The sequence below is a fragment of the Rhodoferax bucti genome, from assembly GCF_005876985.1.
Classification (GTDB): Bacteria; Pseudomonadota; Gammaproteobacteria; order Burkholderiales; family Burkholderiaceae_C; genus Allorhodoferax; species Allorhodoferax bucti.
Genome location: NZ_VAHD01000001.1, coordinates 394,318 through 420,125, shown reverse-complemented (window position 1 = coordinate 420,125; position 25,808 = coordinate 394,318). Strand labels below are relative to the sequence as shown.

Sequence of the window (25,808 nt, the reverse complement as noted above, 5' to 3'; positions counted from 1 at the left end):
TATTGAGAGGAAGTCTGCATGCAAAACAATTTGTTGAAGCCTAAGTCGATCAGCGTTGAGCAACTTGGCCAAAATCGTGCCAAAGTTGCATTGGAGCCGTTTGAGCGCGGATATGGCCACACACTCGGTAACGCATTGCGCCGTGTGCTGTTGTCGTCTATGCCAGGCTTCGCTGCGACTGAGGTAACAATTGCGGGCGTGCTGCATGAGTATTCTTCTATCGATGGTGTGCAAGAAGATGTGGTGAACATTTTGCTGAACCTTAAAGGCGTGGTCTTTAAGTTGCACAACCGTGAAGAAGTGACACTGAGCTTGCGCAAGGACACCGAAGGTGTCGTTACAGCCGCTGATATCCAGACGCCGCACGATGTCGAGATCATCAATCCTGATCATGTCATCGCCAACTTGTCGCACGGCGGCAAGCTGGATATGCAAATCAAGGTTGAAAAGGGTCGTGGTTACGTGCCCGGTAGCATGCGCCGTTACGCGGATGAGCCTAACAAGTCCATTGGCCGCATCATTCTCGATGCCTCTTTTTCACCGGTTCGTCGCGTAAGCTACACCGTTGAGAGTGCTCGTGTTGAGCAGCGGACAGATTTGGACAAGTTGGTGGTCGAAATTGAAACCAACGGTGCAGTGACCGCTGAAGATGCAGTTCGCGCCTCGGCTAAAATCTTGGTGGAGCAGCTGGCAGTATTCGCGCAGTTGGAAGGTAGTGAGTTGGATGCATTCACTGCGCCCGCTCCGCGTGGTAACACCCAGTTTGATCCCATCTTGTTGCGCCCCGTTGATGAGTTGGAGCTCACAGTACGTTCTGCGAACTGCTTGAAGGCTGAGAACATCTACTACATCGGTGATCTGATCCAGCGTACTGAAAACGAGCTCTTGAAGACGCCTAATTTGGGTCGCAAGTCTCTGAATGAAATCAAGGAAGTGTTGGCCTCTCGCGGTCTGACTCTGGGCATGAAGCTGGAAAGCTGGCCCCCAGCTTCTTTGGAAAAGCGTTAATACATGATTGAACCCGTCACAGGGTTCCGTGCCAAGGGCAGTACCTGATACGGCTGCCTTTTTATAAAACTGAAGGAAATTAACATGCGCCACGGACACGGTCTTCGTAAATTAAATCGCACTAGCTCACACCGCTTGGCTATGTTGCGCAACATGATGAACTCGTTGATTGAGCACGAAGTCATCAAAACCACTGTACCTAAGGCCAAGGAATTGCGCCGTGTAGTGGAGCCCATGATCACTTTGGCTAAAGAAGCCACTGTGGCTAACCGTCGTTTGGCATTTGACCGTTTGCGTGACCGCGATAGCGTTACCAAGTTGTTCGACGTGCTGGGCCCTCGCTTCAATGCACGCCCAGGTGGTTACACGCGTATTTTGAAGATGGGTTTCCGCGTTGGTGACAATGCGCCTATGGCCTTGGTTGAGCTGGTTGATCGGGGTGAAGAAGTTTCTACAACTTCTGAAGAAGCCAAGGTTTAATAGGTTATAATTTAGTTCTTGACGCGGAGTGGAGCAGCCTGGTAGCTCGTTGGGCTCATAACCCAAAGGTCGTTAGTTCAAATCTAGCCTCCGCAACCAAAAAAATGTGATGTATCACTACAAAAAAGGCTCACTTCGGTGAGCCTTTTTTGTTTCTACCTTTGGTTCTGAGCCCGAAGGTCACCCCGCTGGCATCACCATGGGCCCAGTGTCCTAAATGCCACGCCAACGTAAAGAGGAATTCCCACTACCAAGTTGAGCGGTAGCGTGATTCCGAGGGACATGCCAAAGTAAAGCGCAGCATTCGCCTCCGGCATGGAGTGTTTCAATACGGCAGGCACTGCGATATAGGATGCGCTAGCGGCCAACACCATCAAGAGTGCCATGTCGCCGGGTGGCAGTTGGAAGAGGCGTGCCAGGCCAAACGCGAGGCAGGCATGCAGTAAGGGCGCGGCGATCGCGTAGGCATAAATCCAGGGTGTTTGTCCTTTGAGTTTGGGTAGGTTGCGCGCAGCGCTCAATCCCATGTCCAGCAGGAAGAACGCCAGCATTCCCTTGAAAAGTTGACCGGTGAATGGCTCCATTGCCAGCTTTCCTTCCTGCCCCGTGAGCAAGCCGATCAGCATGGAGCCCAACAGCAGAAATTGCGCGCCGTCGGTCAATGATTCGTGGAGCAGGGACGTTGCACTTGTCGGCTTCGTAAGGCTCGGCGACCCCCCCTGTGGATTGTTGAATTGCTTGCGCACCCGCGCGGCGATCGCGATCGCAAAGATGATGGCGGGTGACTCCATCAGGGCCATGGCGGCGGCCATGTGACCACCGAAGGCTAAGCCTTGGTTTTCCATGTACTGCACCGCTGTAATGAAAGTGACCGCGCTGACCGAGCCATAGGTTGCAGCAACCGCCGCCGCATCAAATGGCTGTAAGAGCCTGCGGAGCAACACATAGCCCAGGGCGGGGATCAGCACCGCGAGAAGCAGGGCAAGCGCCAAAGTCAGCCCAACCTCCGCTGTAAAACCTGATTTGGCCAGTGCAAACCCGCCTTTAAGGCCCAGCGCCATCAACAGATACAGCGCTAAAAAGCGCGAAATTTGCGGTGGTACTTCCAGGTTGGACTTCAAAAAACCGGCAGATACGCCGAGCAGGAAAAACAAGATCGCAGGGTCAAGTAGGGCTTGCATAGATATTCGCGTAGTGAGTAGCCCGATCCTAAAAAAGCAGATGCATTAAGTAAAATCAAAAATAATGCGGTGCAACATAGATAAAAGTCAATGAATATCACTTTCCGGCAATTGCAGACTTTTCTGGCCTTGGCGGAGCAGGGCAGCATCACGGCGGCCGCGCGCGCCATGCATGTCACGCAACCCACGGTGTCCATGCAGCTCAAAGACATGGCGGACACTATCGGCCTGCCCTTGTACGAAGTCACCGGTAAAAAGCTGCAACTCACCGATGCGGGCCGCGAGTTGGAGGCCACTGCACGGGCGATGCTGTTGGAGTGGGATCGCCTGGAGCAACGCATCGCCGCCCAGCGCGGGCTCACGGCGGGTCGCCTCCGGCTGGCGGTTGTCAGCACGGCCAAGTACTTCACGCCACGGTTGCTGGGAGACTTTTGCCGCATGCACCCGGATGTGGAAATCTCTCTGGAAGTCTTGAACCGCGATGGCGTGGTCCAACGCTTGCGCGACAACGTGGACGATCTCTACATCATGTCCAAACCCCCGGCGGACATCGATGCGGTGGCACATGCGTTTTTGCCCAACCCCTTGGTCTTGATCGCCCCTCTGGCGCACCCGCTGGCTGCGCACCGCGGCATTGCCTTGGCGGACTTGCATGCCGAGCGTTTTGTGCTGCGCGAAAAAGGTTCCGGGACCCGTTTGAACACCGATGCCCACTTTGCCACCCAGCGCTTTGTGCCCCGCTTGCGTCTCGAAATGGGCAGCAACGAAGCGCTCAAGCAAGCGGTGGCCGGTGGGTTGGGCATGTCGGTGGTGTCCCGGCATGCTCTGGGGCCGGACGTGGCGGGTCAGGGCCTCGTGGTGCTGGATGTGGCCGGCTTTCCGATTACCTCCAACTGGTACACGGTGCATTTGCAGGGCAAGCGACTGTCGCCCCTGGCGCAGGCTTTCATGGGCTATCTCAACCGCTTTGCGGCAGCGGTTTGACAGCGGGCGGGCGCCTACAATCCAGCCCTTTTGCCCGCATCACACCCCGTATGGACATCATCGTTAACGAAGCGCTCAAGGCGTACATCGATCCGCTCACTCCTGAAGAGCACGCCGCCCTGGAGCGCAGCATCCTGACCGAAGGCTGCCGCGATGCTCTGGTGCTGTGGGGCGATGTGCTGGTGGATGGCCACAACCGCTACGGCATCTGCAAAAAACACAATGTGCCTTTCAACACAGTGCAAAGCACCTTGTTCCAGTCCATGGACGATGTGCATTTGTGGATGATTGACCAGCACCTCGGCCGCCGCAGTGTGTCGGACTTCCAGCGTGGGGTGTTGGCCTTGCGCAAACGCGAAATTCTGGCGGCCCGCCAGCAACAGGCCATTGCAAACACCGCCGTGGCGGACGCTGCGGCCCCTGCCGCTGCGGATGATGGTGCAGCTTCTGCACCTGCGGTGGATGCCCCTGCCGCCCCCGCATTCAAAAGCCGTGAAGACCTGGCCAAGGCAGCGCGCCTGAGCAGCAGCCAGGTGGTGATGATCGAGAAAATCCAGAAGCAAGCAGCGCCCGAGCTGGTGGCAGCAGTCAAGTCGGGGGTGATTTCCATCAACGCGGCCGCGGCAGTCGCTACCTTGCCTGCCGAAGAGCAAGTGGCAGCGGCCAGCGCGGGCAAAGACGAGCTCAAGCAAGCCGCCAAACGGGTGCGCGATGCCAAGCGGGCCGCCCGCGAAGCCATGGCCGACCACGCGGTGCCCGCATTTGCACCGGAAGACGGCGCGGGGCAGGATGCCGACCCCCAGGCCATGATTGCCGCCCTGCAGCAACGGGTTGCCGCGCTGGAGGCGGAAAACGCCGCATTGCGGCAGCAAGTGGCCGCGCTACAGCAGGGCTAGCTGCGGGGTTGCCGTTTATCGAGGAAGTGCAACTCCCACTGGCAAACCCCGTGGAGCTATTGCAAAATGGAATAACTAAGTGTGCATATCCGGCGTTGCAATGGGTGTTGCAAAGGGCGATAGTCGCACGCAGTGTGATTCTAAAAACCGTTCAGGAGACAACACATGAACAAACGCCACTTCCTCCGTGCAACCGCATTGGCCTCGTTGGTATTCGCAGGCACCGCCGTGCTGGCACAGGACAATGTTTTCAAGATCGGTCTGGTTTTGCCCATGACCGGCCAGCAGGCCACCACCGGCCGCCAGATTGAGGCTGCGGCCAAGCTGTACATGGCCCAAAACGGCGACACCGTGGCCGGCAAGAAAATCCAGCTCATCATCAAGGACGACACCAGCATTCCCGATGTGACCAAGCGCATGGCGCAAGAGCTGATCGTGAATGACAAGGTCAACGTATTGGCTGGCTTTGGCATCACCCCGTCTGCCTTGGCGACAGCGCCTTTGGCCACCCAGTCCAAGACTCCCCAGATCGTGATGGCAGCGGCGACTTCCAGCATCACGGAAGCGTCTCCTTATATCGTGCGCACCAGCTTCACCCTGCCCCAGGCAGCGGTAGCGATTGCCGATTGGGCACCCAAAAACGGCATCAAGAAAGTCGTGACCCTGGTGTCTGACTACGGCCCCGGCATTGATGCCGAAAAGTTCTTCAAAGACCGTTTGACCTTCAACGGCGGCACCATTGTTGACAGCCTGCGCGTGCCCATGCGCAACCCGGACTTCGCGCCTTTCCTGCAGAAAGTGCGTGACCTGAAGCCGGATGCCCTGTTCGTGTTCGTGCCCTCCGGCGCGGGTGCAGCGGTCATGAAGCAGTTTCTGGAGCGCGGCATGGACAAGGCCGGCATCAAGCTCATCGGCCCCGGTGACATCACCGATGACGACCAGTTGAACGACATGGGCGACGGCGCCCTGGGCGTGGTCACCTCGCACCATTACTCGGCAGCCCACCCCTCGGCGCTGAACAAGAAGTTTGTGGAGTCCTTCAAAAAGGCCAACAACAACCTGCGCCCCAACTTCATGGCCGTGGGGGGGTATGACGGCATGCGCGTGATTTTTGAGGCGCTCAAGGTCACCAAGGGCCAGGGTGGTGGCGATGCCTTGCTGGCCGCCATGAAGGGCCAGATTTTCGAGAGCCCCCGTGGCCCGATTTTCATCGATGCCCAGACCCGCGACATCGTGCAAAACGTCTACCTGCGCAAAGTGGAAAAGAAAGACGGCCAGCTTTACAACGTGGAATTTGACGTGATCAAAGACGTCAAAGACCCCGGCAAGGCGCGTTAATCCCGCCTCCTGACCGCTGACGATGGCCTGCGGTTCGGCACATGTCTGAAATCAAAAAAGCGATGGCAAACCCCTCGCTTTTTTGTTGCCCGGGCGCTGTGCCCCGCCGCGCCTGCAATATCGTTCCCCTGACCCGGATCATTCCTTTATGTTGACCATTCTTTTCGACGGCATTGCCTACGGCATGTTGTTGTTCATTCTTGCGGTCGGCCTGGCCGTCACCATGGGGTTGATGAACTTCATCAACCTCGCCCATGGTGCCTTTGCCATGGTGGGCGGCTACATCACCGTGCTGCTCATGCAGCGCCTGGGGGTGCCTTTTCTGGTGTGCCTGCCGCTGGCGTTTCTCGGCTCGGCCCTGCTGGGTGCGGTGCTGGAGCGCACGCTCTACCGCCCGCTGTACCACAAGCCCCATTTGGACCAGGTGCTGTTCTCCATCGGTTTGACCTTCATGGCAGTGGCTGCGGTGGACTACTTTGTGGGCTCTACCCAGCTCATCATGCAACTGCCCGAATGGCTCAAGGGCCGCACCGAACTCGGTGATGGCGCCTGGATGCTGGGCATGGGCCACTACCGCCTGTTCATCATTGCCGTGTGCGCAGCGTTGACCGTGGCGCTGCAGTACATCCTCACCAAAACCCGCTTCGGCAGCCGCCTGCGGGCTTCGGTGGACGACCAGCGTGTGGCTGCCGGCCTGGGCATCAATGTGAATGTGGTGTTCCTCACCACCTTTGCGGTGGGCTCCGGCCTGGCCGGTCTGGGTGGGGCCTTGGGCGCGGACGTGCTGGGCATGGACCCTACCTTCCCGCTCAAGTTCATGATTTATTTCCTGATCGTGGTGGCCGTGGGCGGCACCTCCAGCATCACCGGCCCGCTGCTGGCCGCGCTGTTGCTGGGCATTGCCGACGTGGCCGGCAAGTACTACATCCCCAAACTCGGGGCCTTCATTGTGTACAGCCTCATGATTGTGATTCTCGTCTGGCGCCCCCAAGGCCTCTTTGTGCGCAAAGGAGGCAAGGCATGAGCTTCGTGAACTCTTCTTCCATGAACAACACCAATCTTTTGCTACAAGCCGGTCGCTGGCGCTGGTGGGAGCTGCTGCTGTGGGCCGCCGCCCTGGCTTCGCCTTGGCTGCTGGGCAGCCATGCCCTCATCATCAATGAAATTGCCATCGTGGCGCTGTTCGCCCTGTCGCTGGATGTGATCCTGGGTTACACCGGCATCGTGTCGCTGGGCCATGCGGCGTTCTTCGGCATGGGTGCTTACACGGCGGCGCTGTTTGCCAAACACATCTACCCCGATCCTCTGGCGGGCCTGGCGGTGGCCATGGTGGTGGCCACATTGCTGGGCGCCCTGTGCAGCATCACCATCCAACGCGGCACCGATTTGACGCGCCTGATGGTGACCCTGGGCGTGGGCCTGATCCTCATGGAGCTGGCCAACAAGCTGGATTGGCTCACCGGTGGTGCCGACGGATTGCAGGGCGTGGTCATGGGGCCGCTGCTGGGCCGCTTCGAGTTCGACCTGTATGGCCGCACGGCTGCGACCTACTCCATCGTGGTGCTGTTCGTCATGTTTGTGCTGGCGCGCCGCTTGGTGAATTCGCCCTTCGGCGGCACGCTCAAGGCCATTCGCGACAACCGCTTGCGTGCCATGGCCATCGGCATTCCGGTGACCAGCCGCATCGCCGTGGCTTACACCGTGGCGGCCGGTGCGGCCGGCATGGCCGGAGCCCTGCTGGCGCAAACCACCGGGTTTGCCTCGCTGGATGTGTTTGAGTTCCACCGCTCCGCAGACCTGATGCTGCTGCTGGTGATTGGCGGTGTGGGCTGGCTCTATGGCGGCGTGATGGGCGCCATTGTGTTCAAGCTGATGCAGGACTTCATCTCCAGCATCACCCCGCAGTACTGGACCTTCTGGATCGGCCTGTTCCTCGTGGTGCTTGTGCTGGTCGGCCGCGAGCGCCTGGTACGCCCCTGGACCTGGTTCGGCGCACGTTCCAAGCACAAGACAGGAGGTGCGGCATGAGCAACACCCCATCGACCATGACCCCAGACACCGTACTCAGCGCGCAAGGTCTGGTGATGAAGTTCGGCGGCATTACCGCTACCAACAACGTCACCCTCAACCTGCAAAAAGGCGCACGCCATGCGCTCATCGGCCCCAACGGCGCCGGTAAAACCACGCTCATCAACCTGCTGACCGGTGTGCTCCAGCCCACCGAAGGCCGCATCGTGCTTGAAGGCGAAGACATCACCCGCCTTGCGCCCCACCAGCGGGTGCGCCGGGGCATGGTGCGCACCTTCCAGATCAACCAGTTGTTTGACACCATGACCCCGCTGCAAACCCTGGCCATGGTGGTCAGCCAGCACCAGGGCCTGGGCGGCAAATGGTGGCAGCCGTTGGGCGGCCAGCGCAAGGTGGTGGAGCGCTGCGAGCAGCTGCTGGAGCAGTTCCACCTCAGCAGCGTCATGCACCAGGAAACTCGGGTGCTGGCCTACGGCAAGCGCCGCTTGCTGGAAATTGCGATTGCGCTGGCCTGCGAGCCGCGCGTGTTGTTGCTCGACGAGCCGGTGGCCGGTGTGCCTGCCGGTGAGCGTGAAGAGCTGCTGCAAACCGTGGCAGCCCTGCCGTCGGATGTGTCCATCCTTTTGATTGAACATGACATGGATCTGGTCTTCAGCTTTGCAAACCGCATGACGGTGCTGGTCAACGGCACCATGCTCACCGAAGGCAACCCCGAAGAAATCGCCAACGACCCGCAGGTCAAGGCGGTGTATTTGGGCCACGCCGAAGGTGAAGGAGCCCACGCATGAGCACTTTGCTAACGGTTGAAAACCTGTCCGCCGGTTATGGCGAGGCGGTGGTGTTGCACGGCGTGTCGGTGTCGATCAACGAAGGCGAAACCCTGGCGCTGCTGGGCCGCAATGGCACCGGCAAAACCACCTTCATGAACACCCTGGCCGGCGCCACCCGGCAACACGGCGGCACCATCCAGTTGGGCGGCGCCGAGTTGCACAAGCTGCCGCAGCATGAGCGGGCGGCTGCCGGTATCGGCTGGGTGCCGCAAGAGCGCAACATCTTCAAGTCGCTCACGGTGGACGAAAACCTCACCGCGGTGGCGCGCCCGGCCCGTGCCGGCCGCAAGGCGGCCATGTGGACACCTGAGCGGGTGTACGAGCTGTTCCCCCGCCTGGCTGAGCGCAAGACCAACCTGGGCACGCAGCTCTCGGGTGGCGAGCAGCAAATGCTGGCTGTGGGCCGTGCGCTGGTGCTCAACCCCACCATCCTGTTGCTCGACGAGCCTTGCGAAGGCCTGGCGCCCATCATCGTGCAGGAGCTGCTGCGCGCGATCCGCCGCATCACCCGCGAAGAGGGCCTGAGCGCGATCATCGTGGAGCAGCATCCGCAAGCCATTCTGGCCATCAGCGACACGGCGGCGGTGCTGGACCGTGGCACTGTGGTGCACAGTGGCACCGCGCAAAGTCTGCGGGAGCAGCCCGAGTTGCTCGACAAGCTGTTGGGTGTGGCCCGCTGAGCGATAATTTGCTATCAAAAACAGAGCTGCTTGCGCATATTCCATAAGCGCTAGCAGCTCTTTTTATTCCAAGGGAGCTTTCTATGAGCCGTTTGACCCGCCGCAGCGCATTGGCTGCTGTTGCCCTGTCCACCCTGGCGCTGGCCTTGCCCGCCGTGGCCGATACCTTTCCCAGCAAACCCATCCGCATCGTGGTGCCCTTTGGTGCCGGTGGTGTGGCCGACCTCACGGCGCGCACCGTGGCGCAAAAGCTCTCGGAGTCGCTGGGGCAGCCGGTCATCATCGACAACAAGCCCGGCGCTGGCGGCGTGGGTGCGGGCGAGGCGGTGGCCAAGGCGGAGCCCGATGGCCACACGCTGCTGCTCATGTCCAACGGCACGGCGGTGAGTGCGGGCTTGTTCAAGAGCCTGCCGTTTGACGCCCAGCGCGACTTTGCGCCGGTGTCCACCCTGGGCTACTTCGACTTGGCGGTCCTGGCCTCGGCAAACGCGCCTTACAAGAACCTGGGCGAGCTCATGGCCTTTGCCAAGGCCAACCCCGGCAAGCTCAATGTGGGCACCATCAACATTGGCAGCACCCAGCATTTGGCGGCCGAGTTGTTCAAGTCGCGCACCGGGCTGGACTTTTTGATCGTGCCCTTCAACGGCACACCTGCGCTCACCACGGCACTGCGCGGTGGGCAGGTGGATGTGGCTATCGAAATCCTCGGGCCCATGATGGGCCAGGTGAATTCCAAGGCGGTGCGCCCGTTGGCCATTCTGGGGGACGAGCGCGCGGCCCAAGTGCCGGACGTGCCCACGGTCATGCAGAGTGGCGTGGCGAACTTTGATGTGTCGTCGTGGAACGCACTGGCTGCGCCCGCCAAAACGCCCAAGGAGGTGATCGCCCGGCTCAACAAAGAGGTGCAGGCGGCGCTCGTCCACCTCGATGTGAAGAAAAAGCTGTTTGAGCTGAACGTGAGCGCCCGTGGCTCCACCCCCGAGAAATTGGGCGAGCTGCTGGGTAGCGAGATCAAGCGCTGGGGCGAGGTCATCACCAAAGCCGGTGTGCCGCGCCTGTAGAATTTGCTATGGTTTTAGTAGCTGTTGGCGCACATTCTGCGAGCGCCAGGGGCACTTTTGATCCAAATTTCGCCCTGTTTCTTTCTTTGAGGGCCCTGCCGATGGGGCACTGCTGATGCTTGATATTCTGGCCATTACCGGCCCCATTTACCTGTGCATTGCCGCAGGCTTTCTTGCCACCCGCGCCGGCATCTTCAGCAAACCCGACCTGCGGGTATTCGGCAAGTTTGTGCTGAACTTTGCACTGCCTGCTTTGGTGTTCAACGCAATTGCCCAGCGCCCCTTGCGCGATGTGATGCACTTTGACTACCTGCTGGCCTACGGCATCGGCTCCTTCGTTGTGCTGGCCGGCGGCTATCTGTGGGCCCGGTATGTGCACCAGAGCGCGCCCAGCTACCGCGCCTACTTTGCCATGGGCATGAGCTGCTCCAACAGCGGCTACATGGGCTATCCGGTGACGGCGCTGGTGCTGGGGCCGATTGCCGCGGTGGCGCTGGCGCTCAACATGGTGTTTGAAAACCTCTTCAAGTTGCCCTTGCTGCTCACGTTGGCAGACCGCAGCACCGCGCGCGAGCCCCGGCACTGGCTGGCGACGGTGCAAGGCATTGTCATGGGCTGGGTGCGCACGCCCTTGCTGGCGGTCATTCCCGTGGCGCTGCTGGTGTCTGCCATGGGCTGGACGCTGCCCGGCCCGCTGGTCCGCACCGTGACCCTGTTTGCCCAGGTCACCACCGGGCTGGCGTTGTTTGTCATCGGTGGCGCTTTGGTGGGGCTGCAGCTCAAGGGCAAGCGCCGTCTGGTCGCGCAAATTGCCTTCGGCAAACTGCTGTTGCACCCCTTGTGCGTGTACCTGGTGTTTACTTTTGTGGTGCCGATTGCCGACCCCCAACTGCGCACCGCCGCCTTGCTGTTTTCTGCCATGCCCATGTTGGGCGTGTACCCGATTCTGGCCCTCAAGCACGGGCATGAGGAGGTGAGCGCCGCGGCGCTGCTGGCCACCACCATCGGTTCATTTTTTACACTCAATGCCTTGCTCTGGGCCTTGAGGCACTACCCCCTGTAGACGTAGACGCCCACCCGGGTTGGTCTGCGCGTTCACGCGGCGCGTTCGCACCAGGCCGGATCGGGCCGCCAGGCCTGGTGCCAGGCGGCCAACTGATCGGCCGGCATGGGGCGCGCAATGCCGTAGCCCTGGCCCTCGTCGCAGCCCATTTGCAAGAGCAGGGTGCCGTGGGCCACGGTTTCTACCCCCTCTGCAATGATGCTGCGCCCGAATGCCTTGGCCAGCCCGATGACGCCACGCAGAATGGCCTGGTCGGCCTCGTTGTCCAACATGCCGCGCACAAAACTCTGGTCAATTTTGAGCACCGACACCGGCAACTGCCGCAGGTAGGTGAGCGAGGAGTAACCGGTGCCGAAGTCGTCCAGCGCAAACTCCAGCCCGAGCGCTTTGCACGCATTGATGGTGTCGGTGGCTTTGGACATGTCTTGCAGCGCGCTGGTCTCCAGAATTTCCAGCTGAAAGTGTTTTGGCTGAACCCGGGGGTGGTGCGCCAGAATGGCCTGCAGGCGGCCCACAAAGTCGGCCTGCTGCAACTGCAGCGCGCCGATGTTGACGCTCACCGGAATCACCAAGCCCTGGTCCAGCCAGTGCTCGTGCTGCTGCAGCGCGGTCTCCACCACCCATTCCCCCAGGTCGATGGACAAGAGGCTGCCCTCAATCGACGGCAAAAACGACCCCGGCGCCTGCAGCCCCTGCTCCGGGTGGTTCCAGCGGATCAAGGCTTCGGCCCCGATGACCTGGCCGGTGCGCATATTCACCTTGGGCTGGTAATACAGCACGAACTCCTGCTGGTTCAGAGCCAGCCGCAGCCGCGCGCTGGCTCCATGTTGCTCGCGCACATGGGTGTCGTGTTGGGTGTCAAAAATATGGAAGCGGTTTTTGCCGGCCAGCTTGGCCTGGTACATGGCCTGGTCCGCTTGCCGCAGCAGTTGCTCGGCATCCAGCGGGCCATCTTGCGGGTACAGGCTGATGCCGATGCTGGTGGAGGTTTGGATCGTCAGGCCGTTCAGCTCAAACGGCTGGGCAGTGGCCTCGATGATGCGCTTGACCAGCGGAATCACTGCGTCCACGCTGTCGAAATCCGCCAGCACTGCCACAAACTCGTCACCACCCAGGCGGGCGAAGGTGTCTTCCTCGCGCAGGTAGCCTTTGATGCGGTGCCCCAAGGCCACCAGCAGCTGGTCGCCCACGGCGTGGCCGGATTGGTCGTTGATGCTTTTGAAGCTGTCTAGGTCAAAGTAGGCCACCACCACCTTTTTGCCCCGGCGCTCGCAGTGCGCCATCGACTGCTCCAGCCGGTCCGCCAGCAGCAGCCGGTTGGGCAGGCCGGTCAGGGCATCAAAGTGCGCCAAGTGCTCCAGCTCAAACTGGTATTCCTTGATGGGGGTGATGTCCGAGAACAGCGCCACGTATTGCATCACCTGGCCCTGCGCATCGCGCACGGTGCTGATGGTGAGCAGCTCGGCGTATTCGCTGCCGTCCTTGCGGCGGTTCCAGACCTCGCCGTCCCAGTAGCCGGACTCATTGAGCTTGGCCCACATGGCGCCGTAAAACTCCCGCGTCTGCCGCCCCGAGCTCAGGAAGCTCGGGTTCTTGCCAATGACCTCGTTGCGGGCATACCCGGTGACGTGGGTGAAGGCCTCGTTCACATCCACGATGCGGGCCTCGGCATTGGTGATCATGATGCCCTCGCGCGAGTGCTGAAACACCCGGCCCGCCAACTCCAGCTGGCGCTCGGTTTCAAACCGCTCGGTGATGTCGCGGGCGATGCAGATAAACCGCTGCGCTCCGTCTGTGCCGTGTGCCATGGGGGCCATCGACAGGTCAAACCAGTGCAGCCCGTTCGGCAACTCCAGCGAGTAGCGCAGCCCGGAGGAAAAGCCCTTGCTCTTTGCCTCGCCGATGGCGGCGTCCACCACGGCGCTGGCCGCAGCGGGCAGGATATCGGCCACCCGCTTGCCCAGAAACACCTCGGGTGGCGCAGCCAGCAGGTCGCCGCGGTGGGTGTGGTACTGGTGGATGTAGCCGTCTTCCCCGATTTCAAACAGCAGGTCGGGCAGCGCATCCAGTGTGGCGGTGAGCTTGCTGTTGGCCTCCATCAGGCTTTCCTGCGCCCGCTTGTAGGCGGTAATGTCTTGCAGCGTGCCGCGTATGGTGCGGAGCTGGCCGCTGCTGTTGGCGACGATTTCGCCCAGCGCCCGTATCCAGCGCTCCTGGCCATCCAGCCGGCGCAGGATGCGGTATTCCAGCGCAAATGGCTCCGGGGGGCCGCGCATGGCGTCGCTCAAAAACTGGAGCAGCCGCGCCTGGTCGGCGGAATGGATCAGGCTTTTCCAGCCCTCAATGTCGCGCACAAAGCCGGCATCAATGCCCAGCACCTGGTCGCACACCTCCGAGGTGGTCCACAGCCCGCTGCGGATATCGAGCTCGTAGGTGCCCAGGCCGGCGGATTGTTGGGATTCGAGCAGCAGGCGGCGGCTCTCGATCAGCTCGTCCTCCCGCTGTTTGACGGTGGCCAGCGCCCGCTGGAAGTTGCCAATCAGCCGCTGGATCAACACAAACAGCAGGGCCGATGTCACCCCGATAAACGCCCCGCCTTTCCACGAGCTGGCCTGCGCGAGGGACTCCACATCGCTGAAGAGGCGCATCAGCAACCGGTCCGACAACCAGATCCACGTGCTGGCGACCACGGCATACAGACCGACAATTTTCCATGCGGAGTCGGTGCGCCGGGGTGTGGCGTAGGGCATCGGGGGTTGAGAGTCCATGGAAGGGGCGCCTTCGGTCAAGTGCACTTCAGGGTGAATCTGCCGGGTGATTGTGCCGCGATTTTGACAAATGTTATTTCAATTATGTTGATTTAAACCCCGGGCCGGCCCCTCGCCTGGAGAAGGTGATTTGGATATCAAAAGTGCCTCTGGCGCACGTGGATATTGCGCAAACAGCTCCTAATTTAGGAGCGATATGCGGCGGGGCTCCCCGGGTCATGCGCGGTGGATGGCCTGCAGCACCACTTTGCTCACCACGTCCATGGCCTTGCGCTGGGTTTGGGTGGTGGGCCGGCGGGCGGACCACACCAGCATCAGCTGGCTCATGATGCGCGGGCTGTGGATGGACTGCACGGTGAAGGTCTCGGGGTTGTCGAAGTTGCTCAGGGTGTAGCTGGGCAGCACCGCGTGGCCCATGCCTTCTTTCACTAAATTCAGGATGGCGTTGAGCCCATCCACCTCCAGCAGCACTTCGGGGCGGCGGCCCAGCGTCATCATTTCGCCTTCGAGCAGGATGCGAAAGGCATTGGGCCGGCTCGGCAAGATCAAGGGCAGCTCGGCCACTTCTTTGAGGCTGATGGCGGGGGCCACCTTGCCCTTGCCTTTTTTGCCGCCGGCGGGGTTGTGCGAGATGAGGGAGAGCTCGTCCTCGTCCAAGGTGCTCATTTCCAGGTCGCTGCTTTGGCCGGGGTTGTAGAGCACGGCCATGTCGAGGTTGCCCAGGCGCAGGCCCTCGTGCATTTGCACCGAGAAGCCCTCCGTCAGGGTCAGGTGGGCGTGGGGCAGGGCTTCGCGGAAGGCTTTTACCAACGGTACCGTGATCAGCTTGGAGAGGCTGGGCGGCAGGCCGATGGACACGCGCCCGGCCAGTGCGCCGCGCGCCGCGCCCAGCTCCTCACGGGTGAGCTGCACCTGGTGCAGGATGCCGCGCCCGTGCTCCAACAGCAACTTGCCGGCCTCAGTGGGCACGGCGCCTCGGCCGTTGCGGGTCAGCAGGTTCTGGCGCAGCTCCACTTCGAGCAGGCGAATCTGGCGGCTCAGCGCAGGCTGGGCCACGTCCAGCGAGATGGAGGCGCGGGTGAAACTGCCCATCTCGGCCACGCGCACAAAGTATTCCAACTGTTTCAAGTCCATAGCAACAAGTCCATAGCGGCTTTCCGGATTGACGGAGTTTCGTCTGAGAATAGCTGCGCGTCAATTATGCCGATATGTGATAGCTGCTAGTTTTTCCCTTGGCTTAACAAACCAGGCCCGCACCACCAGAATACCCAGCATGCAAACCCCTGCCTCCCATGCCGCGACCCCGTTGAACGCCATTTCGTCCATGGCCACCCGCCAGGTGCTGACCGAGTTGGCCGAGGCCTACCGTGCCGCCACCGGCGTGGTGCTGGCGCTGGAGTCGGTGGGCGGTGTGGATGCCGCCAAGCGCGTGCAGGCCGGAGAGGCGTTCGACATCGTGTTTCTGGCCTCGGACGCCATCGACAAACTGCTCGCCGCAGGCCATCTGGCCGCCGGGAGCCGGATGGACCTGGTGCATTCCGGCGTGGCCGTGGCCGTGAAAGAGGGCGCTGCGGCTCCTGACATCAGTTCTGAGGTTGCAGTGCGTGCGGCGGTGCTGGCCGCCCCCACCCTGAGCTACTCCACCGGCCCGAGTGGCGTGGCGCTGGCCAAGCTGTTTGAGCGTTGGGGTATTGCGGACGAGATTCAAAGCCGCATCGTGCAGGCGCCTCCGGGCGTGCCGGTTGGCACCTTGGTGGCACGCGGCGAGGTGGCGCTGGGCTTTCAGCAGCTCAGCGAGCTGATCCATGTGCCGGGCATCCGCATCGTGGGTCCGCTGCCGCCCGAGATTCAAATCACCACCACCTTCTCTGCCGGCGTGGGCGTGCACAGCAAGCAGGGCGCCGCCGCGCGTGCGCTCCTGGACTACATGCGCTCGCCCCAAGCCCATGGCGCCAAGTTGCGCCAAGGCATGGAGCCGGCTTAACCCCCATATCTACAACATCACCGGAGACACGCATGATCATCGACTGCCACGGCCACTACACCACCGCGCCCAAGGCGCTGGAAAACTGGCGCAACGCCCAGATTGCCAACCTGTCCACGCCCGAGCTGGGCCCCAAGGTCGCCGACCTGAAGATCAGCGACGACGAGCTGATCGAAACCATCGAGCAAAACCAGTTGCGCCTGATGAAAGAGCGCGGCTCCGACCTCACTATCTTCAGCCCGCGCGCCAGCTTCATGGCCCACCACATCGGAGACTTCAACACCAGCGCTACCTGGGCGGCTATCTGTAATGAGCTGTGCTTCCGCGTGAGCCAGCTCTTCCCCGACCACTTCATCCCCGCCGCCATGCTGCCGCAAAGCCCTGGCGTGGACCCGGCCACCTGCATCCCCGAACTGGTGAAGTGCGTGGAGCAGTACGGCAACGTAGGCATCAACCTCAACCCCGACCCCAGCGGCGGCCACTGGGCATCGCCCCCTTTGAGCGACAAGTCGTGGTTCCCCATCTACGAGAAGATGGTGGAGTACGACATCCCCGCGATGATCCACGTCAGCACCAGCTGCAATGCCTGCTTCCACACCACCGGCGCCCACTACCTGAACGCCGACACCACCGCTTTCATGCAGTGCCTGACCAGTGACCTGTTCAAGCAGTTCCCCACGCTGAAGTTTTTGATTCCGCATGGCGGCGGCGCCGTGCCTTACCACTGGGGCCGTTTCCGTGGTTTGGCGCAGGAGCTGAAGAAGCCCTTGTTGGAAGAGCATTTGCTCAACAACATCTACTTCGATACGTGCGTGTACCACCAGCCCGGCATCGACTTGCTCAACACCGTGATCCCGGTGAAGAACGTGTTGTTCGCCTCCGAAATGATCGGCGCGGTGCGCGGCATCGACCCGCAGACCGGTAACTACTACGACGACACCAAGCGCTATATCGAAGCGTCCAAGATCCTGAGTAACGAGGACCGTTACCAGATCTATGAAGGCAACGCGCGCCGCGTGTTCCCGCGTCTGGATGCCGCGCTCAAAGCCAAGAATAAATAAGGAGACACCGCATGTACGAACTAGGCGTTTGCTACCGCAACATTACCCGCGCAGACCGCGCGTCCGCTGACGGCTTGGCCGCTCTCGGCTCTGCCACCGTGCACGAGGCCATGGGCCGCGTGGGCTTGCTCAAGCCCTATATGCGCCCCATCCAGAGTGGTGTGCAGGTGTCCGGCACCGCCGTGACCGTGCTGCTGCAACCCGGCGACAACTGGATGATGCACGTGGCGGCCGAGCAGATTCAGCCCGGCGATATCGTGGTGGCCACGGTGACGGCGGAGTGCACCGACGGCTTCTTCGGCGACCTGCTGGCGACCAGCTTCCAGGCACGCGGTGCGCGCGGCCTGATCATTGATGGCGGTGTGCGAGACGTGAAAGAGCTGCAGCGCATGGGCTTTCCCGTGTGGAGCAAAGCCATCAGCAGCAAGGGCACCATCAAGGCGACCTTGGGCTCGGTGAATATTCCTATCGTGTGTGCCGGCATGCTGGTCACCCCCGGCGATGTGATCGTGGCGGATGACGACGGCGTGGTCTGCGTGCCCGCCGCCAAAGCCGCTGCCACCTTGGCCGCTGCCCAGAAGCGTGAGAGCTTTGAAGGCGAGAAGCGCGAGAAACTGGCCGCCGGTGTGCTGGGGCTGGACATGTACAAGATGCGCGAGCCGTTGGCGGCCGCGGGCTTGAAGTACATCGATTAAGAGGCTCCCCATGACCAAACCTACTTCTGGCGATTTCACCAAGACTGCGGGCTGGATGGACTGGTACACCGGCCCTGCGAAGCCCACCTTCAAGCTGCCCGCAGGCGCGGTGGATGCGCACTGCCATGTGTTCGGCCCTGGTGCCGAATTCCCCTACGCCCCCGAGCGCAAGTACACGCCGTGTGACGCTTCCAAGCACCAGCTGTTCGCCCTGCGCGACCACCTGGGTTTTGAGAAAAACGTCATCGTGCAGGCTACCTGCCACGGTGCGGACAACCGCGCCATGGTGGATGCATTGGTTGCCAGCAATGGCAAAGCACGCGGCGTAGCCACGGTGAAGCGCAGCGTGACCGATGAAGAAATCCAGGCCATGCATGACGCCGGTGTGCGCGGCGTGCGCTTCAACTTTGTGAAGCGCCTGGTGGACTTCACGCCCAAGGACGAGTTGATGGAGATTGCCGGCCGCATCGCCAAGTGGGGCTGGCATGTGGTCATCTACTTCGAAGCGGTGGACCTGCCCGAGCTGTGGGACTTCTTTACTGCGCTGCCCACCACCGTGGTGGTGGACCACATGGGTCGCCCTGATGTGTCGCTGCCCGTGGACGGCCCGCAGTTTGCACTGTTTGAAAAATTCATGCGCGAGCACCAGAATGTGTGGAGCAAAGTGAGTTGCCCCGAGCGCCTGAGCGTGAGCGGCCCCAAGGCGCTGAACGGCGAGCAACATGCGTACCGCGATGTGATTCCGTTTGCCAAGCGCATCGTGGAGCAGTTCCCCGACCGCGTGCTGTGGGGCACCGACTGGCCGCACCCCAACCTGAAGGACCACATGCCTGACGATGGCCTGCTGGTGGACTTCATTCCCCACATCGCGCCCACTGCCGAACTGCAACGCAAGCTGCTGGTGGACAACCCCAACCGTTTGTACTGGAAAGACTGATATGGCACTCGATAAACCCTACCAGGACATTCCCGGCACCATCATTTTTGATGCCGAGCAAAGCCGCAAGGGCTACTGGCTCAACCAGTTTTGCATGAGCCTGATGAAGCCCGAGAACCGCGCCCGTTTCAAGGCGGACCAGCGCGCCTACCTCAACGAATGGCCCATGAGCGAAGAGCAGCGCCAGTCGGTGATCGACATGGACCTGAACCGCGCCATGCAGCTGGGCGGCAACATCTACTTCCTCGCCAAGATTGGTTCCACCCACGGCCTGAGTTTTCAGCAGATGGCGGGCAGCATGACCGGCATGTCGGAAGTGGAATACCGCGCCATGATGATGGCCGGCGGCCGCTCGGCCGAAGGCAACCGCTACATCGGTGAAGACGGCGACGCCCAGGCCCACCGCCAGCCCCAAGGCCAACACGCCGCAACTGGCGGCAAGAAAGACTGAACACCATGGCCAAAATTACCGCCTCTGTATTCACCTCCCACGTGCCGGCCATCGGCGCCGCTATGGACCTGGGCAAGACCCAGGAAGACTACTGGAAGCCGCTGTTTGCGGGCTACGACTTTTCCAAGCAATGGATGAAGGACAACAAGCCCGATGTCGTCTTTCTGGTCTACAACGACCACGCCACCGCTTTCAGCCTGGACCTGATCCCCACCTTCGCCATCGGCACCGCGGCCGAGTACACCCCGGCGGACGAAGGCTTCGGCCCCCGCCCCGTGCCCAAGGTGCAAGGCCACCCCGACCTGGCCTCGCACATTGCCCACTCGGTGATCCAGCAGGACTTCGACCTCACCATTGTCAACAAAATGGATGTGGACCACGGCCTGACCGTGCCCCTGAGCCTGATGTGTGGTGAGAAAGACCCTGTCAAGGACGTCTGGCCCTGCCCGGTGATTCCGTTTGCGGTCAACGTGGTGCAGTACCCGGTGCCCAGCGGCCAGCGCTGCTTCAACCTGGGCAAGGCCATCCGCAAGGCGGTGGAGAGCTATGACGAAGACCTGAACGTGCACATCTGGGGCACCGGCGGCATGAGCCACCAGCTACAGGGCGCGCGCGCAGGTCTGATCAACCGCGAGTGGGACAACGCCTGGATGGACAAGCTGATTGCCGATCCGGCCGCCTGCGCCGCCACGCCGCATATCGACTATGTGCGCGAAGCCGGCAGCGAAGGCATTGAGCTGGTGATGTGGCTGATCGCCCGGGGCGCCATGTCCGATGTGCCCTACGATGCTACAGATTTGGAAGCGGCCCGCGCACATTCCGTCAGCGTCAAGCACCGTTTTTACCATGTACCTGCCAGCAACACGGCGGTGGGCCACCTGATCTTGGAGAACAACTGATATGAGCAAAACCATCAAAGTCGCTCTGGCGGGCGCGGGCGCTTTCGGCGTCAAACACCTGGACGGCATCAAGAATATCGAGGATGTGGAAGTCATCTCCCTCATCGGCCGTGATCTGGAAAAAACCCAGGAAGTCGCCACCAAATATGGCGTTGGTCACGTGACCACGGAGCTGTCCGAGAGCCTTGCCATTCCGGAGCTTGATGCCGTCATTTTGTGCACCCCCACCCAGCTGCACGCCGAGCAAACGCTAGCCTGCCTGAAGGCTGGCAAGCACGTGCAAGTGGAAATCCCCCTGGCTGACAGCTGGGCCGGCGCGGACGCCGTGGTGGCCGAGCAGAAGAAGACCGGCCTGGTCGCCATGTGCGGCCACACCCGCCGCTTCAACCCCAGCCACCAGTACGTCAACCAGCAGATCACGGCCGGCAAGTTCAACATCCAGCAGATGGATGTGCAGACCTACTTCTTCCGCCGCACCAACACCAACGCATTGGGCCAAGCCCGCAGCTGGACCGACCACCTGCTGTGGCACCACGCTGCCCACACCGTGGACCTGTTCGCCTACCAGGCCAACAGCCCCATCGTGCAGGCCAACGCCATCCAGGGCCCCATCCACCCGGTGCTGGGTATTGCCATGGACATGAGCATCCAGCTGCGCGCGGCCAACGGCGCCATCTGCACGCTCTCCTTGAGCTTTAACAACGACGGCCCCCTGGGCACCTACTTCCGCTACATCGGCGACACGGCCACCTACATCGCCCGCTACGACGACTTGTTCACCGGCAAGGAAGAGAAGATTGACGTGAGCAACGTGGCCGTCAGCATGAATGGTATTGAGCTGCAAGACCGCGAGTTTTTCGCTGCCATCAAGGAAGGCCGCGAACCCAACTCCAGCGTGGGCCGCGTGTTGGACTGCTACCGCGTGCTGCATCAGCTGGAGCAGCAACTGGCGCAGCAGAAGTAAAACGCTGTTTCCAACCCAGCCCCCGCCTGTCGGGGCTCAGGGCAAGCCTGTTACCGGCTTGCCCTTTTTTATGTGTGGCGTCAGTCCTCGCGCAGCCGGTTGGAGTCAAAGCCCACGCGCACCGCGCCCCAGTGGCGGCCGCCAATGACGATGGGGATGGACAGGTCGTTGATGACCTCGCCCGTGTCGCGCATGTAGGTTTGAAACAGGAAGGGCTTGGTGTTTGCCGCCAGCTTCTTGCCCACCGGGTCGTCAAAGATGCGCTTGTGGCGGCACTTGAGCAAATCGACTTCCGGTTGGCCCGAAGGCGGGTGCGAGAAGGCTTTGTTGTGTGCCGGCGCGTAGCCCTTGTTGTCCACCGCCAGGGCGTACACGCAGCCGGGCAGCTGGGCGAGGACGTTGTCGTACAGCGCTGTCAGGGTCTGGTCCACCAGCGCGTCGTATTGCGTGGTGTAGCGCGGCGGGTTGGAGTCGGGAATGCGCTGGAAATTCTGGTCAAACACGCTGATGCCGGATTTCTTCTCGGCGTTGGCGAGGACCTGCCCGGTGTCTTTGCACAGCTTTTGGGTGGCCCGCAGCAGCTCGTCAAACACGGTGCCGCCGGTGCGGAACTCTGCCAGCACGCCCTGAATGTCTTCGGTGTTGATGCGCAGGTCGTCCACCTGCCGGGCGGACTCGGCCATGGCGTCGGACACCTCCTCGGCTGACGAGGCTACGCCGTGAATCCGGGTGTTCATGGTGCGGTTGATCTCGGCCAATTCCTGCATGGAGGCCACGATGTCGTTGACCGTGCCGGTCATGGCGCGGAAGTCCTGCACAAAGGTTTCAAACCGGGCGGTGGTGCTGCCCACCTCTTTGACCGAGAGAGAAATGTCGGAGCTGATGGCCTTGGTGCCCGCGCTGGTGGTGCTGACCAGATCGATCATCTCGCGGCTGCGCTCGCTGATTTCGGTGGTTTCCGCGTTCACCCGCGCGGCCAGTTTGCGCACCTCTTGCGCCACCACCGAGAAGCCGCGCCCGGCTTCACCGGCCCGCGCCGCCTCGATGGCAGCGTTGAGCGCCAGCAGGTTGGTCTGCATGGCAATGCCCTGGATGATGCCGCCGATCTCACCAATCGCCTGCGCGCCCTTGGCGAGCTGCTCGACGGTGAGCGAAAAGCTGGCCAGGGTGTTCTCCATTTGCAGCATGCGCGCGCGCATGCTCTCCAGCTCGCTCATGGAACTGACGGCGGCCTGCAGGTTGCTGTCGGAGGTGTGGGAGATGTGGTTCGCACCGGTTTCCACCGTGTGGGAGAGCTGGGTCACCCGCGCAGCCTCCTGGGCGAGTTGGGCTGCCTGGTCGCGCTGGTGGCTGGCTTTTTGGGCGCTGGCATCCACCTGGCGCTTCAGGTGTGCAGCGGCAATCGCGGTGCGTATGCTGCCGGCGCGGGCGCTCACCACCAGCATGCGGGTGCGATGCAGAAGGGTGGCCGCCGCGCGGGCGAGCGGGGTGATGCGCAGCACGGAGACATCGAGGTCTGCGGTGCCCCGGTTGATGGCCTGGATGACCCCACGGGTGGTGCGTGGCTTGAAGATGGAGGGCATGGCGGGCAACGACGTTGGAATGGGGGCTTGAATGATGCCGGAGCGGGCCGTAAGACAGCTGTCAAGTTGATGGGGATTTACCCTGCCGCCAGCCAGTAGCGGCGGGCATCGGCTGGCGCTCTGCGCGGCCGCTGATAGCGGAAATATGCTCATAAATTAATAGCTGCCCGCGCATATTCGACGGGCGCTAGCGCCCGATTTTTCACTCAACTGCCGCGCTGGCGCCCTACAATGCAGGCCGTAGCGGCGGTGTGCCGCAGGTTTGTGAGAGAAGAGGTGTGTGATGGTGTTTCCCATGGACCCCGATACGGTGTCGCACGGTATCCAGTTGGCGGTGGCGCCGGTGTTTTTGCTCACCGCGGTGTCGGGCATGATCGCGGCCGTGGCGCAGCGGCTGGCCCGCATCATTGACCGCGCGCGCAATGTGGAGAGCCGCATCAAACAAGGCACCCACCCGGCGGATGACGCCGATGGCTATGCCGAGCTGGCCGAGCTGCGTACCCGTGGCTTGCTGGCCAACAGCAGCATTGCATTGCTGACCTGCTGCGCGTTTTTAATTGGCCTGACCATCGTGGTGCTGTTTCTGGGCGAGACCATCGATTTCCCCGGCCTGCGCATCTCCATCTTCAGCTTTCTGGGCGGGGTGGTGTGCTTTTTGAGCGCGCTGATTTGCTTCATGGTGGAGACGTTCATCGCCACCCGGTTGCTCAATTTCGGGCGCAAAAAGCGCTGATGAATTGCGATAAATCGCAGTGCTGATCCCCAGCACTGCATCAGGCTTTTTTCACTTCCACCGCGCAATCGTAAAACGTGGGCGCCCGGCCGATATCGGTCAGGCGCTGGCTGGTCAGCTCGTTCACATTGGTGCCGTCGCGGCCCAGCTTGCGCCACCAGATGCCCAAACCGTTGACCACGCCGGGGCGTGCACGCGGTGACACGCGGGCTAGGCAGCGGTGGGTGCCGCGGTCATTGAACACCGCCACCTCGTCCCCATCCGCAATCCCACGTGCTGCTGCGTCGGTGGCATGCAGTTCCACCAAGGGCTCGCCCTCGATGTCGCGCAGGCTTTTCACGTTCACAAAGGTGGAGTTGAGGAAGTTGCGCGCGGGTGGCGAGATCATGGCCAGCGGGTAGCGCGGGTCTGCGCCGGCCGGCTCGTAATTGGGCACATGGTCGGGCAGGCCATCGGCCCCCCGGGCGGCCAGGCGTGCGCTGTAAAACTCGCATTTGCCGCTGGGGGTCGGGAAGCCGCCGTCGGCAAAGGGCGCATCGGGCATGGGCAGCGGGGCGTAGCCCTGGCTGAGCAATAGCGCAAAGTCCACCTTGTCGCCAAAAGCAGTGCGGCACAAGCTCTCATCGGACTCCGCAAACACGTCTTCGGTGAAGCCCATGCGCCGTGCCAGGTCGCGGAAGAACTGGGCGTTGGTGCGCGCCTCGCCCAGCGGGGCGATCGAGGGGCGGTTGAGCAGGATGTCGGTGTGGCCGTAGCTGCTGTGCACGTCCCAGTGCTCCAGCTGGGTGGTGGCGGGTAGCACGTAGTCGGCGTAGTCGGCGGTGTCGGTTTGGAAGTGCTCCAGCACCACGGTAAACAGGTCTTCGCGCGCAAAGCCTTGCACCACCTTGGCGGACTCCGGTGCCACGGCAACGGGGTTGCTGTTGTAAACAATGAGGGCCTCAATGGCCGGGCCGAACTCCGGGCTGGCGGGGCGCAACAGGTCGTCGCCAATCGTGCTCATGTTGATGGTGCGCGGCGTGCGGCCGGCCAGCAACTCGGGGCGCTCCAGGGCCGCTGTTTGCACCGGCACATAACCCGAGCTGGAGAGCAGCACGCCCCCCGCCCGGTGCCGCCAGGCACCCACCAGCGCCGGCAGGCAGGCAATGGCCCGCACCGCGTTGCCCCCGCCATGTACCCGCTGCAGCCCGTAGTTCATGCGGATGGCCACCGGCTCGCCGGCGCGTGCCGTTTCGCCGTATTCGCGAGCCAGCGCGCGCACTTCGTCGGCGGTGATGCCGCACACTTCCGCAGTGCGTTCTGGCGTCCACAGCAGGGCGCGTTCGCGCAAGCCTTCCCAGCCCAGGGTGTGGCGGGCGATGTAGTCGTGGTCCAGCCAGTCGTGGGTGATCAGCTCGTGCATCAGGCCCAGCGCGAGGGCCGCATCGGTGCCGGGCAGCAGGGCGATGTGCTGGTGGCATTTTTCGGCCGTCTCGGAGCGGCGGGGGTCTATGCAGATGATGCGTGCGCCATTGCGTTTGGCGGTTTGCACATGGCGCCAGAAGTGCACATTGCTGGCAATCGAGTTGCTGCCCCAAATGATGATCAGCTTGCTCTCTGCAAAAAACTCGACCTTGATGCCGACCTTGTTGCCCAGGGTGAGCGTCATGGCCTCTGCGCCAGCCGAGGCGCAAATGGTGCGGTCCAGGCGGGCGGCACCCAGCTTGTTGAAAAAGCGGGCGGCCATGCCTTCGCCCTGCACCCGGCCCATGGTGCCCGCGTAGCTGTAGGGTTGGATGGCCTGCGGGTCACGGGCGGCAATGTTGTGGAGTCGCAGGGCGATGTCGTCCAGCGCCTCGTCCCAGCTCACAGGCACGAACTGGCCCGACCCTTTGGGCCCCACGCGCTTGAGCGGGTGCAGCAGGCGCTCGGGGTGGTAAGTGCGCTCGGTGTAGCGCGATACCTTGGTGCACAGCGCGCCGTTGGTGGCCGGGTGGTCCGGGTTGCCCTGGACCTTGATGGCCACGCCGTTCTGCACGGTGACCAGCATGGAGCAGGTGTCGGGGCAGTCGTGCGGGCAGGCGCCCAACACCTGGGTCGTAGGGGCTGCGGAATCGGGTGTCGCTGGTGTGTCTGGATGCATGTACCGACTTTACCGAATTGCGTATCCTCTGGCGCTTCTGGAGGGCACAATCCTCCTCTTGC

At 62.0% G+C, this 25,808-nt stretch carries 24 protein-coding genes and 1 tRNA gene; 20 read left to right on the top strand and 5 right to left on the bottom strand.

Translation table 11 applies throughout. From position 1 onward, the window contains the following. Positions 1 to 18: 18 nt before the first annotated feature. From FDM28_RS01990 to FDM28_RS01980, 3 genes are all read left to right on the top strand, one after another. A complete protein-coding gene (locus tag FDM28_RS01990; protein WP_138512524.1) occupies positions 19 to 1,008 on the top strand; it encodes a DNA-directed RNA polymerase subunit alpha in 990 nt (329 codons plus the stop codon). An 84-nt stretch (positions 1,009 to 1,092) separates the two neighbouring features. Further along, positions 1,093 to 1,488: a 50S ribosomal protein L17 gene (rplQ, locus tag FDM28_RS01985; protein WP_138512522.1), complete on the top strand. Its 396-nt coding sequence runs from the start codon at positions 1,093 to 1,095 to the stop codon at positions 1,486 to 1,488. A gap of 22 nt (positions 1,489 to 1,510) precedes the next feature. Next, positions 1,511 to 1,587: transfer RNA gene (locus FDM28_RS01980), tRNA-Met, on the top strand. Positions 1,588 to 1,682: 95 nt separating this feature from the next. Here the strand turns inward: FDM28_RS01980 and FDM28_RS01975 are convergent. Beyond that, positions 1,683 to 2,669, bottom strand: a complete 987-nt coding sequence (locus tag FDM28_RS01975; RefSeq protein ID WP_138512519.1) for a sodium-dependent bicarbonate transport family permease — start codon at positions 2,667 to 2,669, stop codon at positions 1,683 to 1,685. Between the two features lie 90 nt (positions 2,670 to 2,759). Between FDM28_RS01975 and FDM28_RS01970 the strand changes: the two genes are divergently transcribed. The 9 genes from FDM28_RS01970 to FDM28_RS01930 all read left to right on the top strand — a co-directional run bounded on the left by FDM28_RS01970 (position 2,760) and on the right by FDM28_RS01930 (position 11,549). After that, positions 2,760 to 3,653, top strand: a complete 894-nt coding sequence (locus FDM28_RS01970; protein WP_138512517.1) for a LysR family transcriptional regulator — start codon at positions 2,760 to 2,762, stop codon at positions 3,651 to 3,653. Between the two features lie 50 nt (positions 3,654 to 3,703). Continuing rightward, positions 3,704 to 4,549, top strand: a complete 846-nt coding sequence (locus FDM28_RS01965; RefSeq protein ID WP_138512515.1) for a ParB N-terminal domain-containing protein — start codon at positions 3,704 to 3,706, stop codon at positions 4,547 to 4,549. A 165-nt stretch (positions 4,550 to 4,714) separates the two neighbouring features. Beyond that, entirely contained in the window at positions 4,715 to 5,887 is a 1,173-nt protein-coding gene (locus tag FDM28_RS01960) for an ABC transporter substrate-binding protein (protein ID WP_138512513.1), read from the top strand. Between the two features lie 148 nt (positions 5,888 to 6,035). After that, on the top strand, positions 6,036 to 6,911 hold the full coding sequence (locus FDM28_RS01955; RefSeq protein WP_138512511.1) for a branched-chain amino acid ABC transporter permease: 876 nt from the start codon (positions 6,036 to 6,038) through the stop codon (positions 6,909 to 6,911). Positions 6,912 to 6,931: 20 nt separating this feature from the next. Then, positions 6,932 to 7,915 (top strand): branched-chain amino acid ABC transporter permease, encoded by a 984-nt coding sequence (locus FDM28_RS01950; RefSeq protein WP_138514205.1) that lies wholly within the window; start codon positions 6,932 to 6,934, stop codon positions 7,913 to 7,915. Next, a complete protein-coding gene (locus FDM28_RS01945; protein ID WP_138512509.1) occupies positions 7,912 to 8,703 on the top strand; it encodes an ABC transporter ATP-binding protein in 792 nt (263 codons plus the stop codon). The genes FDM28_RS01950 and FDM28_RS01945 overlap by 4 nt, the downstream gene beginning before the upstream one ends. After that, the gene (locus FDM28_RS01940) at positions 8,700 to 9,425 is read left to right on the top strand and encodes an ABC transporter ATP-binding protein (RefSeq protein ID WP_138512507.1); all 726 of its coding nucleotides are present in this window, start codon (positions 8,700 to 8,702) and stop codon (positions 9,423 to 9,425) included. The genes FDM28_RS01945 and FDM28_RS01940 overlap by 4 nt, the downstream gene beginning before the upstream one ends. A gap of 83 nt (positions 9,426 to 9,508) precedes the next feature. Further along, entirely contained in the window at positions 9,509 to 10,486 is a 978-nt protein-coding gene (locus FDM28_RS01935; protein ID WP_138512504.1) for a Bug family tripartite tricarboxylate transporter substrate binding protein, read from the top strand. A 115-nt stretch (positions 10,487 to 10,601) separates the two neighbouring features. Next, the gene (locus FDM28_RS01930) at positions 10,602 to 11,549 is read left to right on the top strand and encodes an AEC family transporter (RefSeq protein WP_138512502.1); all 948 of its coding nucleotides are present in this window, start codon (positions 10,602 to 10,604) and stop codon (positions 11,547 to 11,549) included. A 32-nt stretch (positions 11,550 to 11,581) separates the two neighbouring features. Here the strand turns inward: FDM28_RS01930 and FDM28_RS01925 are convergent, their stop codons facing one another. Continuing rightward, on the bottom strand, positions 11,582 to 14,317 hold the full coding sequence (locus FDM28_RS01925; protein WP_138512500.1) for a sensor domain-containing protein: 2,736 nt from the start codon (positions 14,315 to 14,317) through the stop codon (positions 11,582 to 11,584). Between the two features lie 216 nt (positions 14,318 to 14,533). Next, the gene (locus FDM28_RS01920; protein WP_138512498.1) at positions 14,534 to 15,451 is read right to left on the bottom strand and encodes a LysR family transcriptional regulator; all 918 of its coding nucleotides are present in this window, start codon (positions 15,449 to 15,451) and stop codon (positions 14,534 to 14,536) included. A gap of 139 nt (positions 15,452 to 15,590) precedes the next feature. Here FDM28_RS01920 and FDM28_RS01915 point away from each other — a divergent pair, with 139 nt between their 5' ends. Genes FDM28_RS01915 through FDM28_RS01885 form a run of 7 tightly spaced genes read left to right on the top strand, consistent with a single transcriptional unit; the run spans position 15,591 to position 21,308 of the window. Continuing rightward, entirely contained in the window at positions 15,591 to 16,301 is a 711-nt protein-coding gene (locus FDM28_RS01915; RefSeq protein ID WP_240791871.1) for a substrate-binding domain-containing protein, read from the top strand. A gap of 32 nt (positions 16,302 to 16,333) precedes the next feature. Beyond that, positions 16,334 to 17,362: an amidohydrolase family protein gene (locus FDM28_RS01910; protein WP_138512496.1), complete on the top strand. Its 1,029-nt coding sequence runs from the start codon at positions 16,334 to 16,336 to the stop codon at positions 17,360 to 17,362. 11 nt (positions 17,363 to 17,373) lie between these two features. After that, positions 17,374 to 18,057: a 4-carboxy-4-hydroxy-2-oxoadipate aldolase/oxaloacetate decarboxylase gene (gene ligK / locus FDM28_RS01905; protein WP_138512494.1), complete on the top strand. Its 684-nt coding sequence runs from the start codon at positions 17,374 to 17,376 to the stop codon at positions 18,055 to 18,057. Between the two features lie 10 nt (positions 18,058 to 18,067). Then, the gene (locus FDM28_RS01900; protein WP_138512492.1) at positions 18,068 to 18,994 is read left to right on the top strand and encodes an amidohydrolase family protein; all 927 of its coding nucleotides are present in this window, start codon (positions 18,068 to 18,070) and stop codon (positions 18,992 to 18,994) included. 1 nt (position 18,995) lies between these two features. Continuing rightward, positions 18,996 to 19,445: a protocatechuate 4,5-dioxygenase subunit alpha gene (ligA, locus tag FDM28_RS01895; RefSeq protein ID WP_138512490.1), complete on the top strand. Its 450-nt coding sequence runs from the start codon at positions 18,996 to 18,998 to the stop codon at positions 19,443 to 19,445. A 5-nt stretch (positions 19,446 to 19,450) separates the two neighbouring features. Further along, a complete protein-coding gene (locus FDM28_RS01890) occupies positions 19,451 to 20,344 on the top strand; it encodes a class III extradiol dioxygenase subunit beta (RefSeq protein ID WP_138512488.1) in 894 nt (297 codons plus the stop codon). Position 20,345: 1 nt separating this feature from the next. Further along, complete coding sequence (locus FDM28_RS01885) at positions 20,346 to 21,308, top strand: Gfo/Idh/MocA family oxidoreductase (protein WP_138512486.1); 963 nt, start codon at positions 20,346 to 20,348, stop codon at positions 21,306 to 21,308. Positions 21,309 to 21,388: 80 nt separating this feature from the next. On the opposite strand, the gene FDM28_RS01880 is transcribed toward FDM28_RS01885, so the two are convergent. Continuing rightward, a complete protein-coding gene (locus tag FDM28_RS01880) occupies positions 21,389 to 22,891 on the bottom strand; it encodes a methyl-accepting chemotaxis protein (protein WP_138512484.1) in 1,503 nt (500 codons plus the stop codon). Between the two features lie 283 nt (positions 22,892 to 23,174). Here FDM28_RS01880 and FDM28_RS01875 point away from each other — a divergent pair, with 283 nt between their 5' ends. Continuing rightward, positions 23,175 to 23,624: a DUF2721 domain-containing protein gene (locus tag FDM28_RS01875; RefSeq protein WP_138512482.1), complete on the top strand. Its 450-nt coding sequence runs from the start codon at positions 23,175 to 23,177 to the stop codon at positions 23,622 to 23,624. Between the two features lie 40 nt (positions 23,625 to 23,664). Here the strand turns inward: FDM28_RS01875 and FDM28_RS01870 are convergent, their stop codons facing one another. Further along, positions 23,665 to 25,746 carry a molybdopterin-containing oxidoreductase family protein gene (locus FDM28_RS01870; RefSeq protein WP_138512480.1) on the bottom strand — a complete coding sequence of 694 codons (2,082 nt, stop codon included), beginning with the start codon at positions 25,744 to 25,746 and terminating at the stop codon, positions 23,665 to 23,667. Positions 25,747 to 25,808 lie beyond the last annotated feature (62 nt).